10 protein-coding genes, 2 tRNA genes and 3 rRNA genes are annotated in these 14882 nt (G+C 51.8%); 4 read left to right on the forward strand and 11 right to left on the reverse strand.

What is annotated here, in order from left to right; genetic code table 11:
• Positions 1-161 precede the first annotated feature (161 nt).
• Positions 162-668, reverse strand: coding sequence for a Der GTPase-activating protein YihI (gene yihI / locus AC236I_RS24850; protein WP_004869274.1), 507 nt, complete (start codon positions 666-668; stop codon positions 162-164).
• Between the two features lie 587 nt (positions 669-1255).
• Between yihI and yihA the strand changes: the two genes are divergently transcribed.
• On the forward strand, positions 1256-1888 hold the full coding sequence (gene yihA / locus AC236I_RS24855) for a ribosome biogenesis GTP-binding protein YihA/YsxC (RefSeq protein WP_004869272.1): 633 nt from the start codon (positions 1256-1258) through the stop codon (positions 1886-1888).
• Positions 1889-2023: 135 nt separating this feature from the next.
• Here the strand turns inward: yihA and spfP are convergent, their stop codons facing one another.
• Together spfP and polA are read right to left on the reverse strand one after the other, a co-directional pair.
• Positions 2024-2071: a small protein SpfP gene (gene spfP, locus AC236I_RS24860; protein ID WP_071892919.1), complete on the reverse strand. Its 48-nt coding sequence runs from the start codon at positions 2069-2071 to the stop codon at positions 2024-2026.
• Between the two features lie 165 nt (positions 2072-2236).
• Positions 2237-5023, reverse strand: coding sequence for a DNA polymerase I (polA, locus tag AC236I_RS24865; protein WP_487608659.1), 2787 nt, complete (start codon positions 5021-5023; stop codon positions 2237-2239).
• 396 nt (positions 5024-5419) lie between these two features.
• Here polA and yihG point away from each other — a divergent pair, with 396 nt between their 5' ends.
• Positions 5420-6328, forward strand: coding sequence for a 1-acylglycerol-3-phosphate O-acyltransferase, YihG family (gene yihG, locus AC236I_RS24870; RefSeq protein WP_015585452.1), 909 nt, complete (start codon positions 5420-5422; stop codon positions 6326-6328).
• A gap of 75 nt (positions 6329-6403) precedes the next feature.
• Here the strand turns inward: yihG and dsbA are convergent, their stop codons facing one another.
• The 3 genes from dsbA to AC236I_RS24885 form a co-directional block, all read right to left on the reverse strand.
• Positions 6404-7027: a thiol:disulfide interchange protein DsbA gene (gene dsbA, locus AC236I_RS24875; RefSeq protein WP_004869264.1), complete on the reverse strand. Its 624-nt coding sequence runs from the start codon at positions 7025-7027 to the stop codon at positions 6404-6406.
• 27 nt (positions 7028-7054) lie between these two features.
• Positions 7055-8041, reverse strand: coding sequence for a serine/threonine protein kinase (locus AC236I_RS24880; RefSeq protein ID WP_015585453.1), 987 nt, complete (start codon positions 8039-8041; stop codon positions 7055-7057).
• Positions 8042-8116: 75 nt separating this feature from the next.
• Positions 8117-8386: a YihD family protein gene (locus AC236I_RS24885; RefSeq protein ID WP_004869260.1), complete on the reverse strand. Its 270-nt coding sequence runs from the start codon at positions 8384-8386 to the stop codon at positions 8117-8119.
• 71 nt (positions 8387-8457) lie between these two features.
• Here AC236I_RS24885 and mobA point away from each other — a divergent pair, with 71 nt between their 5' ends.
• A complete protein-coding gene (mobA, locus tag AC236I_RS24890; RefSeq protein ID WP_015585454.1) occupies positions 8458-9039 on the forward strand; it encodes a molybdenum cofactor guanylyltransferase MobA in 582 nt (193 codons plus the stop codon).
• On the forward strand, positions 9036-9551 hold the full coding sequence (mobB, locus tag AC236I_RS24895; RefSeq protein ID WP_015585455.1) for a molybdopterin-guanine dinucleotide biosynthesis protein MobB: 516 nt from the start codon (positions 9036-9038) through the stop codon (positions 9549-9551). The genes mobA and mobB overlap by 4 nt, the downstream gene beginning before the upstream one ends.
• Before the next feature lie 127 nt (positions 9552-9678).
• Here the strand turns inward: mobB and rrf are convergent.
• The 5 genes from rrf to AC236I_RS24920 form a co-directional block, all read right to left on the reverse strand.
• Positions 9679-9794, reverse strand: a 5S ribosomal RNA gene (gene rrf, locus AC236I_RS24900).
• 92 nt (positions 9795-9886) lie between these two features.
• A 23S ribosomal RNA gene (locus tag AC236I_RS24905) occupies positions 9887-12792 on the reverse strand.
• 206 nt (positions 12793-12998) lie between these two features.
• Positions 12999-13074, reverse strand: a tRNA-Ala gene (locus AC236I_RS24910).
• 109 nt (positions 13075-13183) lie between these two features.
• Positions 13184-13260: transfer RNA gene (locus AC236I_RS24915), tRNA-Ile, on the reverse strand.
• A 71-nt stretch (positions 13261-13331) separates the two neighbouring features.
• Positions 13332-14871, reverse strand: a 16S ribosomal RNA gene (locus AC236I_RS24920).
• Together the 16S, 23S and 5S rRNA genes with 2 tRNA genes alongside form the textbook arrangement of a ribosomal RNA operon.
• Between the last annotated feature and the right edge of the window lie 11 nt (positions 14872-14882).

The raw sequence follows: 14882 nt of genomic DNA on the forward strand, positions 1-14882 counted from the left end.
CGGGTACGCCGCCCCGGCCCAACCGCACCTCGGGTGATGAGCCGGTTGCGCAGCCATTTCTGACGCCGCGACAACCGTCGTAGTTTAACGAATAACCACAGCAGATAACATACAACCAAAAGGGTTATAAGCAGGACCGGGAATCCGATTGAGTGCAAACGTTAGTTTCCACCCTTCAGCAGACGCATCATATCTTCCTGACGCTCTTCTTCTTCCTCATCCTCGTCATCATCGTAGGACAGGCCAAGCTGCTGCATCAGCTCATCAATACGATCGAGTTTGGCATCGACCCACGACTGCTCTTCAGCATTCAGGGTGCCCCCCTCTTCCAGACGTTCCAGCAGCGCGTCCAGGCGCTCATCGTTTTCCAGCAAATCCAGCTCAGCCTGTGGTGAAAGCATAGGTTTCTCGCTCTTCGGTTTGTGCTGCTTAGTAGCCGGGGTGCTTTCAGTCACGCCCAGCGGAATCGGTTTTTTACTCCCAATACGCGGATCTTGCTGCTGGCTCTGTTTTTTGCCGGATGACGCGGCATCACCGCCGGTTGCGCGACTTCCTGCCGCGTGACCACGATGTTTCTTCTGGCGTTTGCGATCGCGGGATTCCTGATTCATTTCTTCACGTGTCTTGCGATGCGTTTTGCCACGGGGTACGGATGTCGGTTTTTTCATATAGGTAATCTTCAGATTCGTTTTCTTCAGTATAGAATTGAGGCGGAATCTAGCAGAAAGCAAGCAAAGAAAAAAGGCGACAGATTACTCTGCCGCCTTTTTCCTCACTGATAACCCTTAGCGGGTTTCCACTTTCCCTGTTAGCTCACGACGCACCCTGTCTTTCCTTTAGCCAATAACAGTCCCTGTTATGTCCTTTTCCTTGTTAAAACGTCTCCAGACGTTGGTCATCCTGACATTAATCCCGGGTCTTCGCCCTCCTGGCGCTCCTGACAACTCATCCTGAGTCACTATCCTGTCGGCTTCCTTGCCTGTGCCCCTTACTTTACCGTTTTAATCCCATCCTACAACCAACCCTCAGAGTAAAAATGGCTATTTAAGATTGTTCTATAGTGTTAATTGTATGATTTTTAATGTTTTAACACGACCAACCCCCGTTGTTTCTCATCGATTGCCTCGACATTGAATGGACAATGTCTCACAAAGAGAGGGGTTTTTACTTACGACAGAGGATGCGGTAAAAACAGCCTTTTTCTGCTGTTCAGGTATAATCCCCGCCATAGCCTTATTTAACGGAGACGACAGTCTTGACTAACTGGAACTATCAACAGACGCATTTTGTCACCAGCGCACCCGATATCCGCCATCTTCCATCCGATACGGGTATCGAAGTTGCCTTTGCTGGTCGCTCAAATGCGGGGAAATCCAGCGCCCTGAATACGCTCACCAACCAGAAAAGCCTGGCGCGGACTTCTAAGACCCCTGGCCGCACCCAGCTAATCAACCTGTTTGAAGTCGCCGAAGGCAAACGCCTGGTCGACCTGCCGGGTTACGGCTACGCTCAGGTCCCGGAGGAGATGAAGATCAAATGGCAGCGCGCGCTGGGTGAATACCTGGAGAAACGTCTGTGCCTGAAAGGACTGGTGGTGCTGATGGATATCCGTCATCCGCTGAAAGACCTCGATCAGCAAATGATCGAATGGGCGGTAGAAAGCGATATCCAGGTTCTGGTTCTGCTCACCAAAGCCGATAAGCTGGCCAGCGGCGCACGTAAAGCGCAGGTGAATATGGTGCGTGAAGCGGTTCTTGCCTTTAACGGCGATGTGCAGGTTGAACCCTTCTCTTCGCTGAAAAAAACAGGCGTGGATAAGCTGCGTCAGAAGCTCGACAGCTGGTTTAATGAGATCCCTCCTCAGGAAGAGATCGCCGACGGAGAGTAATCGCCGTTGTTTTCCCGGATAGCGGCGCCTGACGCCTTATCCGGGCTGCATCATCAGCCCACCGCAGTCCGCCAAAATTTTCTTTCGCGCAATAAAAAACGCCCCGGTCATAAATGACCGGGGCGGCTAAAATATTCAGCCAAATCCGATTACGTGAAGTAAAAGGTCTGAAAGATAGAACATCTTACCTCTGTACCCTACGTCATTAACTCTACTCTTCTTTCGGTTACGGAGAAAGCACTTTTTGTAGTTTTTTTTCACTCTTTACATAGCAAATTCAAATGATCATCACAAAACGCTATAAGTTATGTTGCTTACTTACAGAAAATCACCTTATCCACTGAATACTTAGTGCGCTTGATCCCAGTTTTCTCCGCTTCCTACTTCCACCAGCAGCGGTACCGCCAGCGTGGTGCTGTTCTCCATCAGTTCGTGCACCTTTTTCGCCACGGCATCAAGGTCATCTTTGTGCACTTCAAAGACCAGTTCATCGTGCACCTGCATGATCATCCGCACCCGCGGCTTCTCGGTCAGCAGCCATTCATCAACGGCGATCATTGCGCGCTTGATAATGTCAGCCGCCGTCCCCTGCATCGGGGCGTTGATCGCCGCACGTTCGGCGCCGGCACGACGGGCGCCGTTGCTGGATTTGATGTCCGGAAGGTAAAGGCGACGGCCATCCAGCGTTTCGACATAGCCCTGCTCTTTTGCCTGTGCCCGGGTACGCTCCATGTAATCAAGGACGCCCGGATAGCGCTCAAAATAGAGGTCCATATATTTCTGCGCTTCTTTGCGCGGAATATTGAGCTGCCGTGCGAGGCCAAATGCGCTCATGCCATAAATCAGACCAAAGTTAATCGCCTTGGCACTGCGACGCTGCTCGCTGCTTACACTCTCCAGCGGCAGGCCAAAGACCTCTGCCGCCGTTGCGCGGTGGATATCTTTACCTTCCGCAAACGCGGTCAGCAGCCCCTTGTCACGCGACAGATGCGCCATAATGCGCAACTCAATTTGCGAGTAGTCGGCAGAGACGATGAGGTAATCCGGCGGCGCGATAAATGCCTGACGAATACGACGCCCCTCTTCGTTACGCACCGGAATGTTCTGCAGGTTAGGATCGGTGGAGGAGAGACGCCCCGTCGCCGTTACCGCCTGGTGATAAGAGGTATGCACGCGGCCGGTTTTGGGGTTAATCATCAGCGGTAGCTTGTCGGTATATGTCGACTTCAGCTTCGCCAGTCCGCGATATTCGAGAATAACTTTCGGTAGCGGATAGTCCAGCGCCAGTTCTTCGAGCACTTCCTCGGAGGTTGAAGGCGCGCCGCCCGGTGTTTTCTTCAGCGGTTTAATGCCTTGTTTTTCAAACAAAATAGTTTGAAGCTGTTTGGGTGAAGAGAGATTGAACTCTTCACCAGCGATCTCGTAGGCTTTCTGCTCCAGTTCGATCAGGCGCCTGGCGATCTCCTGCGAATGAGCGTGCAGTACAGCCGGATCAATGTTGACGCCGTTACGTTCCACGCGAGAGAGCACCGGTACCAGCGGCATCTCAATATGCTTAAAGATATTCAGCGGACCTTCATGCTGCTGCAGCTTCGGCCACATCTTCAGGTGCAGCTGCAGAGTGACGTCGGCATCTTCCGCCGCGTAGCGGCCAGCTTCTTCCAGCGCGATCTGGTTAAAGGTGAGCTGATTTTTACCTTTGCCTGCAATCTCTTCAAAGGTAATCGTTTTATGCTTCAGCCAGCGGTCGGCAAGGCTGTCCATATCATGGCGGCCCGCCACGCTATCAAGAATGTAGGATTCCAGCATGGTGTCAAAAGCGATGCCGCGCAGCTCAATATCATAGTTCGCCAGAATTCCGCGGTCATATTTCAGGTTTTGCCCGACCTTCAGCAGATTCTCGTCTTCCAGCAGAGGTTTCAACAACGTCAGTACGCGTTCGCGGGAGATCTGATCCGGTGCATCGAGATAATCATGCGCAACCGGTACATAGGCTGCAACGCCGGGCTCAATGGCAAACGACAGGCCGACCATATTGGCGGAGATATTATCCAGGCTGTCCGTTTCGGTATCAAACGCAAACAGCGGCGCTTTTTTCAGCTTCTCGATCCATTCGATCAGCGTCTGCTCATCAAGAATAGTGACGTAGTTTTCCGCAGACAGTGTCGCTACCACCTCGGCTTCTTCTTCCGCTACTGCCGCCGCTTCAGCCGGTTTTGCAGCTGGCTTAACGCCTTTTGACTGCATCCATTTGCCGGATTCAACATCGGTGATCCAGCGCTTAAATTCATATTTTTTGAACAGAGCCAACAGGTCATCCGCCGCCGGCGGCAGCACGTGCAGCTCTTCACAGCTCAGATCCAGCTCGACGTCGGTTTTAATCGTCGCCAGCTGATACGAGAGGTAGGCCACCTCTTTATTCTGCTCCAGTTTTGCCGCCATCGTTTTGGCGCCGCGGAAAGTCAAACCGGCAATTTTTTCTGGCTCAGCGTACAACGTATCCAGCCCACCCAGCCCCTGCAGCAGCGCCTGGGCCGTTTTCTCGCCCACGCCGGGTACGCCTGGAATGTTATCGGAGGAGTCGCCCATCAGCGCCAGGAAGTCAATAATCAGCTCTGGCGGAACGCCGTACTTCGTCACTACTTCTTCCGGGCCAAGAATGGTATTGGTCATGGTATTAATCAGGGTAATTCCCGGCGTGACCAGCTGCGCCATATCTTTATCACCGGTACTGATGAGCACCGGGCGGCCCGCTTTTTCTGCTTCGCGCGCCAGAGTTCCGATCACATCGTCCGCTTCGACGCCAGGCACAGCCATCAGCGGCAGCCCCATCGCTTTCACCATAGTATGCAGCGGTTCGATCTGCGCCCACAGATCGTCCGGCATCGGCGGACGATGGGATTTGTAATGCTCAAACAGTTCGTCACGGAAAGTTTTCCCTTTGGCATCAAAAACCACAACGGCGTGCGTGGGTTGATACTGGAGGATCAGGCTTCGCAGCATATTCAGCACGCCATACATAGCGCCTGTCGGTTCTCCGGCGCTGTTAGTCAGCGGCGGGAAAGCGTGATACGCCCGGTAGAGGTAAGAGGAGCCGTCAACGAGGATAAGTGGGTTTTCTGGGATCTGAACCATAATTTCCGTGCCTGTTTATCAGATTATGGGTAAAGGATGCCACAGACAGGCCTGAAAACCTGAATTTTTCCCGCATTTCACCAAAAAGATTCGTTGATCCGGTCGATCGTGCGGCAGTAATATCTGTGGATAACTTTGTGCATAGTTTTATAAGGATAGCTGTCTGGTCTGAAATAAAATAACAAAAAACATAATTTAAGTTTATTTATCATAAAGTTAATGATTGATCCTTGCTTTTAATACCTTTCTAATGACTCAATGTTCCATGTGGATATAAGATCCGCCGTTTTTTCTGTTCTGGTAAGACCCGTCATTTGCTGCGTTTTCTGGTAAAATCAGCCTCTTGCACGGTTTAACTGCGCTCTTTATCAGCCTAACTTTCTGAATAAACTAACTATGTCGAGATTACTCGCTGCAATAACACTTCCGCTGAGTATCGCCCTTACCATCTTAGTCACCATTATCTGTTCCGTACCGATAATCATCGCCGGGCTGATTAAACTTCTTGTCCCCATCCCTGCGGTATGGCGTGCGATTTCCCGTTTCTGCAATTTCATGATGTATTGCTGGTGCGAAGGGTTGGCACTGCTGCTCTATCTGAATCCCAGACTGACGTGGGACGTGCAAGGTCTTGAAGGGCTGAGCAAGAAAAACTGGTATCTGCTTATCAGCAATCATCACAGCTGGGCGGATATCGTGGTGCTCTGCGTGTTGTTTCGCAAGCATATCCCTATGAATAAGTACTTCCTTAAGCAACAGCTGGCGTGGGTACCTTTTATCGGGCTTGCCTGCTGGGCGCTGGATATGCCCTTTATGCGTCGCTACTCGCGAGGCTATTTAATTCGCCATCCTGAGCGTCGCGGTAAAGATGTTGAAACCACTCGCCGCTCCTGCGAGAAATTTCGCTCGCATCCGACGACCATCGTCAATTTTGTAGAAGGTTCGCGTTTTACCGAAGATAAGCAGCGGCAAACTCGTTCACCTTATCGCAATTTATTGCCACCGAAGGCCGCAGGTATCGCGATGGCGTTGAACGTGCTCGGTGCTCAGTTCGATAAGCTGTTGAACGTCACGCTTTGCTATCCGGAGAACAACCAGAGGCCATTTTACGATATGTTAAGCGGCCGACTGACGCGTATTGTTGTTCGCGTTAATCTCATTCCCGTGGCGGAAGATCTGCACGGCGACTACGTGAATGACAAAAACTTTAAGCGCCGTTTCCAGCGTTGGTTGAATGAACTGTGGGAAGAGAAAGACTGTCAGCTGACGGAAATCATGCGGACAAAAGGACGCGAAGAGCATTGAACCTGATAACCATGCCACCTCCACAGGCGGTTTAAGAGAGATATGAAAAAAGCCGGTCAGTGACCGGCTTTTTTTTTACTTCTTCTCAACCAGCTGCTTAACGCTATCCGCATACTGGGCGACAAAGGCGTCCATATTGCTGGTATCCATTCCCTGCGGGTTCAGCTGATATTTGCCGTCGACGTACATTGCCGGTACGCCCTGCAGCTGGAAGTCAGCAGCCGCTTTTTCCTGCTGAGCAACCAGGGATTTCACGACAAAGCTGTTCCATGCCGCATCGTAGTCTTCGCCTTTCACGCCAGCGTCAACGAAGACTTTACGAATATCCGCCACGGTCTGCACGGTCTGGGTCTTCTGTACCGCTTCAAACATCGGCACGGTGATCTTATCTTCAACGCCCAGCGCCATCGCGACGGCCCATGCCTGGGTTAAGTCTTTACCCAAAGGTCCGAGGAATTCAACGTGGTACTTGGTCATTTTGGCGCCTTCCGGCAGCTTTTTCTTCACGTTATCAGAAACGTGCAGCACTTCCTCAAACTGATAGCAGTGCGGGCAGTAGAACGAGAAGAACTCAAGAACCTGAGGCGCGCCGGCTACGGGCTTATCAAGGGTGATGTACTGCTTACCGTCGGTGATCTGGGCCGCAGAAGCACTAAAAGCCAGAATCATACCAGCCAGCGCCAGCCAAATTTTTTTCATGTTTACGTCTCTCCTGGAAATATCTGATTAATACATTGGCGTTAACTGAAGAGGGGGTTCTTGCAGAACCTTCACCTGCTCAAGAAAAGTTGCTGTCTGCCCCCGCCAGTAATCTTCCCCGGTAAGCCAGGGGAAATTAATAGGGAAAGCAGGATCGTCCCAGCGCCTGAGCAACCATGCCAGATAATAAACTAACCGCATGGCGCGTAAAGGTTCGATAAGGGCGATTTCGTCTGAATTGAACGGACTGAATTCTTCATAAGCTTCAACGATCATCTCCAGCTGCATTCGCTGCTCGGCTTTATCACCGTTCAGCAGCATCCACAGATCCTGGATGGCCGGACCGTTGCGGGCATCATCTAAATCAACAAAAAGCGGACCATCGCGCCAGAGAATATTACCGGCATGACAATCGCCGTGCAGACGCAGAATGTCCGCGTTGCCGTGCCATTGAGCGATAACGGCAGCAATCAGCTTATCTGCGGCGCGGAGGAAGTCCTTCTTCAGAGCTGAGGGGATCAGCGTTGAGTGTTCAAAAACGTCCCGCGGCGCGAGCAAATACTCATTCACGCCTATCTCAGGGCGCGCGACAAAACGCGCTTTGCGCCCGGTCTGGTGCAAGCGCCCCAGATAACGGCCGACGGACTCCATTTGATCGAGGTTATCCGATTCAAACTGACGCCCACCTAAGCTGGGGAACACGGCAAAATAGAAGCCCTGATGCTGATGAAGAGTACTGTCATTGAAAAATAATGGCGCAGCAACAGGAACATCATCCTGCTTGAGCTGAAGGGTAAACTGGTGTTCCTCGAGGATCTGTTCGGCAGACCAACGTTCAGGACGATAGAACTTCACCACATAGCGATGGCGGTCTTCGTCCTGAAACTGGTAAACGCGGTTTTCATAGCTGTTAAGCGGAGTGAGCCCGGAGTCCACTCGCATCCCCAGATCGAATAGCCCATCGATGATGGTATCCGGGTTTAGCGTCTGAAAATTAAAAGCCTTATCGTGCATCCTGACATCCGATAATCTTAGGAATAGTTCAGGATATCATCTCATAACTCGTTCCGCGGCAGCACTTACAACCTTTTACTCTTTAATCACGCCGCGAGCGCGCAATAAGGCCGTTTTGAAATCCTCTTCGTAATCTTTCTGAATACCAGGAATAACGGCTTCTTTTGCCGAATCACGCATTTTCAGATGATAAATCAGGATATCGTCGGAAAGATCGACCAGCTCGCCGTCGTAACCGGCCTCTTTTGCGAGTTTCTGCAAAAATTGCATCAGGTTCAGCTCCGGCTCTTTCTGCCAGGCTGGCTGGAGGAGTTCAATTACTTCATTCAGACGTTTACATTTCATGGTCATGCTCCTTACTCTTGATAGCGACAACTTAACAGGGTCAATCCCACAATGAAAGAGGCGATATTGATATGCAAGGCGAGGTCATAACCGGCGTTATATTAGCAGGCGGAAGGGCCACGCGGATGGGAGGTGCGGATAAGGGATTGCAGCTACTCGATGGTAAGCCATTATGGCGCCATGTTGCAGATGCGTTGTCTCCTCAGGTGACCCACCTGGTTATCAGTGCCAACCGTAATCTGGAACGCTGGTATGAAAGCGGGTATCCGGTGTATTCCGACAGTCTCTCTGACTTCCCGGGGCCATTAGCCGGTATGCTATCCGTGATGCAGCAGACACAGAGCGAATGGTTCCTCTTCTGCCCCTGCGATACCCCCTTTATCCCCTCATTCCTGGCTGAGCGCTTTATACAGCAGAAACAGACCGCTCCCGTCGTCTGGGTTTACGACGGAGAACGCGATCATCCCGCTATTACCCTGATGCATCGATGTTTAATGCCCGATCTGGCGGCATATCTTGCCGCAGGCGAACGACGCGTGATGGCTTTTATGCGCAACAGCGGCGGACATCGCGTTGATTTCAGCGATGTCCGCCCGGCCTTTATTAACGTCAATACCCTTGATGACTTGCAGGGCATACAGGAGCAATCATGATCCCCGTTCTCGCCATTTCCGCCTGGAGTGGTACCGGTAAAACAACGCTGTTAAAAAAATTAATCCCCGCATTGTGTGCTGCTGGCCTGCGTCCGGGTTTGATCAAGCATACCCATCATAATATGGATGTCGATCTGCCGGGTAAGGACAGCTATGAATTGCGTAAAGCCGGGGCAGCTCAAACGATTGTCGCCAGTTCACAACGCTGGGCGCTAATGACTGAAACGCCGGATGAAGAAGAGGTGGATTTAGCCTGGCTGGTTAGCAGGATGGATGCATCAACGCTGGATTTGGTTCTGGTTGAAGGGTTTAAGCATGAGCCGGTAGCGAAGCTCCTGCTTTTTCGGCAACAGGGTGGGCATCGTGTCGAGGAGCTCGTCCTGGATGAGCATGTGATTGCGGTAGTCAGCGATACTCCATTAGAGACATCACTCCCGCAGTTAGATTTAAACGATATTCCGCAGATCGCGGCGTTTATTCTACGCTGGTTGGCAGAAGCGCAATGGCAGTGAGTATTTCAGCAATGGGCGTAATATAGCGCCCGTTCTGCGTTATTCCTGCGAGATTAGGCGTTGCGGATAAATAACGATAAAAACGCAAAAAGCCCATCCGTCAGGATGGGCTTTTTACTGATTTGATGCCTGGCAGTTCCCTACTCTCACATGGGGAGACCCCACACTACCATCGGCGCTACGGCGTTTCACTTCTGAGTTCGGCATGGGGTCAGGTGGGACCACCGCGCTATCGCCGCCAGGCAAATTCTGTTTCACCCCGCATTCCTGCGCGATGATGAATCTGTAATCAAGCTGAACATTGCGTCTCTTCGCCAAAACAGCTTCGGCGTTGTAAGGTTAAGCCTCACGGTTCATTAGTATCGGTTAGCTCAACGTATCGCTACGCTTACACACCCGACCTATCAACGTCGTCGTCTTCAACGTTCCTTCAGGACTCTCAAGGAGTCAGGGAGAACTCATCTCGGGGCAAGTTTCGTGCTTAGATGCTTTCAGCACTTATCTTTTCCGCATTTAGCTACCGGGCAATGCCATTGGCATGACAACCCGAACACCAGTGATGCGTCCACTCCGGTCCTCTCGTACTAGGAGCAGCCCCCCTCAATTCTCCAGCGCCCACGGCAGATAGGGACCGAACTGTCTCACGACGTTCTAAACCCAGCTCGCGTACCACTTTAAATGGCGAACAGCCATACCCTTGGGACCTACTTCAGCCCCAGGATGTGATGAGCCGACATCGAGGTGCCAAACACCGCCGTCGATATGAACTCTTGGGCGGTATCAGCCTGTTATCCCCGGAGTACCTTTTATCCGTTGAGCGATGGCCCTTCCATTCAGAACCACCGGATCACTATGACCTGCTTTCGCACCTGCTCGCGCCGTCACGCTCGCAGTCAAGCTAGCTTATGCCATTGCACTAACCTCCTGATGTCCGACCAGGATTAGCTAACCTTCGTGCTCCTCCGTTACTCTTTGGGAGGAGACCGCCCCAGTCAAACTACCCACCAGACACTGTCCGCAACCCGGATCACGGGTCTACGTTAGAACATCAAACATTAAAGGGTGGTATTTCAAGGTTGGCTCCATGCAGACTGGCGTCCACACTTCAAAGCCTCCCACCTATCCTACACATCAAGGCTCAATGTTCAGTGTCAAGCTATAGTAAAGGTTCACGGGGTCTTTCCGTCTTGCCGCGGGTACACTGCATCTTCACAGCGAGTTCAATTTCACTGAGTCTCGGGTGGAGACAGCCTGGCCATCATTACGCCATTCGTGCAGGTCGGAACTTACCCGACAAGGAATTTCGCTACCTTAGGACCGTTATAGTTACGGCCGCCGTTTACCGGGGCTTCGATCAAGAGCTTCTCCTTACGGATAACCCCATCAATTAACCTTCCGGCACCGGGCAGGCGTCACACCGTATACGTCCACTTTCGTGTTTGCACAGTGCTGTGTTTTTAATAAACAGTTGCAGCCAGCTGGTATCTTCGACTGATTTCAGCTCCACGAGCAAGTCGCTTCACTTACCATCAGCGTGCCTTCTCCCGAAGTTACGGCACCATTTTGCCTAGTTCCTTCACCCGAGTTCTCTCAAGCGCCTTGGTATTCTCTACCTGACCACCTGTGTCGGTTTGGGGTACGATTCGTTGTTACCTGATGCTTAGAGGCTTTTCCTGGAAGCAGGGCATTTGTTACTTCAGCACCGTAGTACCTCGTCATCACACCTCAGCGTTAAAAGAAGTCCGGATTTACCTAAACTTCCCGCCTACATGCTTAAACCGGGACAACCGTCGCCCGGCTAACATAGCCTTCTCCGTCCCCCCTTCGCAGTAACACCGAGTACAGGAATATTAACCTGTTTCCCATCGACTACGCCTTTCGGCCTCGCCTTAGGGGTCGACTCACCCTGCCCCGATTAACGTTGGACAGGAACCCTTGGTCTTCCGGCGAGCGGGCTTTTCACCCGCTTTATCGTTACTTATGTCAGCATTCGCACTTCTGATACCTCCAGCAACCCTCACAGGCCACCTTCAACGGCTTACAGAACGCTCCCCTACCCAACAACACATAGTGTCGCTGCCGCAGCTTCGGTGCATGGTTTAGCCCCGTTACATCTTCCGCGCAGGCCGACTCGACCAGTGAGCTATTACGCTTTCTTTAAATGATGGCTGCTTCTAAGCCAACATCCTGGCTGTCTGTGCCTTCCCACATCGTTTCCCACTTAACCATGACTTTGGGACCTTAGCTGGCGGTCTGGGTTGTTTCCCTCTTCACGACGGACGTTAGCACCCGCCGTGTGTCTCCCGTGATAACATTCTTCGGTATTCGTAGTTTGCATCGGGTTGGTAAGTCGGGATGACCCCCTAGCCGAAACAGTGCTCTACCCCCGAAGATGAGTTCACGAGGCGCTACCTAAATAGCTTTCGGGGAGAACCAGCTATCTCCCGGTTTGATTGGCCTTTCACCCCCAGCCACAAGTCATCCGCTAATTTTTCAACATTAGTCGGTTCGGTCCTCCAGTTAGTGTTACCCAACCTTCAACCTGCCCATGGCTAGATCACCGGGTTTCGGGTCTATACCCTGCAACTTAACGCCCAGTTAAGACTCGGTTTCCCTGCGGCTCCCCTATACGGTTAACCTTGCTACAGAATATAAGTCGCTGACCCATTATACAAAAGGTACGCAGTCACCTAACAAGTAGGCTCCCACTGCTTGTACGTACACGGTTTCAGGTTCTTTTTCACTCCCCTCGCCGGGGTTCTTTTCGCCTTTCCCTCACGGTACTGGTTCACTATCGGTCAGTCAGGAGTATTTAGCCTTGGAGGATGGTCCCCCCATATTCAGACAGGATACCACGTGTCCCGCCCTACTCTTCGAGTTCACAACGTGTGCATTTTAGTGTACGGGGCTATCACCCTGTACCGCCGGACTTTCCAGACCGTTCCACTAACACACGCGCTGATTCAGACTCTGGGCTGCTCCCCGTTCGCTCGCCGCTACTGGGGGAATCTCGGTTGATTTCTTTTCCTCGGGGTACTTAGATGTTTCAGTTCCCCCGGTTCGCTTCGTTAAGCTATGTATTCACTTAACGATAGTGCAACGAATTGCACTGGGTTTCCCCATTCGGAAATCGCCGGTTATAACGGTTCATATCACCTTACCGACGCTTATCGCAGATTAGCACGTCCTTCATCGCCTCTGACTGCCAGGGCATCCACCGTGTACGCTTAGTCGCTTAACCTCACAACCCGAAACTGTTTCGTAAAACAGTCCGCGTTGCGAAAATTTGAGAGACTCGAACACACCGCTTTTCCTCTCTTATTACGGAGAAAGGAAACAGTGTGTCGTTTCAATTTTCAGCTTGATCCAGATTTTTAAAGAGCAAAACTTCGCAGCATACCTTTTCAGGTACACTCTGAAGTTTTCTTGTTGTGCCGCAGTAAAGGATGGTGGAGCTATGCGGGATCGAACCGCAGACCTCCTGCGTGCAAGGCAGGCGCTCTCCCAGCTGAGCTATAACCCCATCGTAATGTTTCTCTCTGTTTACCGTAATTCGATATCGGGCAAGGCATGGTGATACGAAGCATACTGAAGTATGTGAGCATCGCCATAACGCAGCACGGTAGCGAATTTGGTAGGCCTGAGTGGACTTGAACCACCGACCTCACCCTTATCAGGGGTGCGCTCTAACCACCTGAGCTACAAGCCTGCAGAGATTTTTTACTGCTTATTTTTCATCAGACAATCTGTGTGGACACTACAAAGGCAGGTTCTTTCAGGTAAGGAGGTGATCCAACCGCAGGTTCCCCTACGGTTACCTTGTTACGACTTCACCCCAGTCATGAATCACAAAGTGGTAAGCGCCCTCCCGAAGGTTAAGCTACCTACTTCTTTTGCAACCCACTCCCATGGTGTGACGGGCGGTGTGTACAAGGCCCGGGAACGTATTCACCGTAGCATTCTGATCTACGATTACTAGCGATTCCGACTTCATGGAGTCGAGTTGCAGACTCCAATCCGGACTACGACATACTTTATGAGGTCCGCTTGCTCTCGCGAGGTCGCTTCTCTTTGTATATGCCATTGTAGCACGTGTGTAGCCCTACTCGTAAGGGCCATGATGACTTGACGTCATCCCCACCTTCCTCCAGTTTATCACTGGCAGTCTCCTTTGAGTTCCCGACCGAATCGCTGGCAACAAAGGATAAGGGTTGCGCTCGTTGCGGGACTTAACCCAACATTTCACAACACGAGCTGACGACAGCCATGCAGCACCTGTCTCAGAGTTCCCGAAGGCACCAAAGCATCTCTGCTAAGTTCTCTGGATGTCAAGAGTAGGTAAGGTTCTTCGCGTTGCATCGAATTAAACCACATGCTCCACCGCTTGTGCGGGCCCCCGTCAATTCATTTGAGTTTTAACCTTGCGGCCGTACTCCCCAGGCGGTCGACTTAACGCGTTAGCTCCGGAAGCCACTCCTCAAGGGAACAACCTCCAAGTCGACATCGTTTACAGCGTGGACTACCAGGGTATCTAATCCTGTTTGCTCCCCACGCTTTCGCACCTGAGCGTCAGTCTTTGTCCAGGGGGCCGCCTTCGCCACCGGTATTCCTCCAGATCTCTACGCATTTCACCGCTACACCTGGAATTCTACCCCCCTCTACAAGACTCAAGCCTGCCAGTTTCAAATGCAGTTCCCAGGTTGAGCCCGGGGATTTCACATCTGACTTAACAGACCGCCTGCGTGCGCTTTACGCCCAGTAATTCCGATTAACGCTTGCACCCTCCGTATTACCGCGGCTGCTGGCACGGAGTTAGCCGGTGCTTCTTCTGCGAGTAACGTCAATCACTAAGGTTATTAACCTTAATGCCTTCCTCCTCGCTGAAAGTACTTTACAACCCGAAGGCCTTCTTCATACACGCGGCATGGCTGCATCAGGCTTGCGCCCATTGTGCAATATTCCCCACTGCTGCCTCCCGTAGGAGTCTGGACCGTGTCTCAGTTCCAGTGTGGCTGGTCATCCTCTCAGACCAGCTAGGGATCGTCGCCTAGGTGAGCCATTACCCCACCTACTAGCTAATCCCATCTGGGCACATCTGATGGCATGAGGCCCGAAGGTCCCCCACTTTGGTCTTGCGACGTTATGCGGTATTAGCTACCGTTTCCAGTAGTTATCCCCCTCCATCAGGCAGTTTCCCAGACATTACTCACCCGTCCGCCGCTCGTCACCCGAGAGCAAGCTCTCTGTGCTACCGCTCGACTTGCATGTGTTAGGCCTGCCGCCAGCGTTCAATCTGAGCCATGATCAAACTCTTCAATTTAAGTTTGATGC

This window comes from Klebsiella sp. Sb-30 (assembly GCF_057652795.1).

Bases quoted from the DNA above. Each gene is read 5' to 3' on its own strand.
- mobB (WP_015585455.1), top strand. From the start codon at position 9,036: ATGATCCCCGTTCTCGCCATTTCCGCCTGGAGTGGTACCGGTAAAACA.
- AC236I_RS24880 (WP_015585453.1), bottom strand. From the start codon at position 8,041: ATGCACGATAAGGCTTTTAATTTTCAGACGCTAAACCCGGATACCATC.
- AC236I_RS24885 (WP_004869260.1), bottom strand. From the start codon at position 8,386: ATGAAATGTAAACGTCTGAATGAAGTAATTGAACTCCTCCAGCCAGCC.
- polA (WP_487608659.1), bottom strand. From the start codon at position 5,023: ATGGTTCAGATCCCAGAAAACCCACTTATCCTCGTTGACGGCTCCTCT.
- mobA (WP_015585454.1), top strand. From the start codon at position 8,458: ATGCAAGGCGAGGTCATAACCGGCGTTATATTAGCAGGCGGAAGGGCC.
- yihG (WP_015585452.1), top strand. From the start codon at position 5,420: ATGTCGAGATTACTCGCTGCAATAACACTTCCGCTGAGTATCGCCCTT.
- dsbA (WP_004869264.1), bottom strand. From the start codon at position 7,027: ATGAAAAAAATTTGGCTGGCGCTGGCTGGTATGATTCTGGCTTTTAGT.
- yihI (WP_004869274.1), bottom strand. From the start codon at position 668: ATGAAAAAACCGACATCCGTACCCCGTGGCAAAACGCATCGCAAGACA.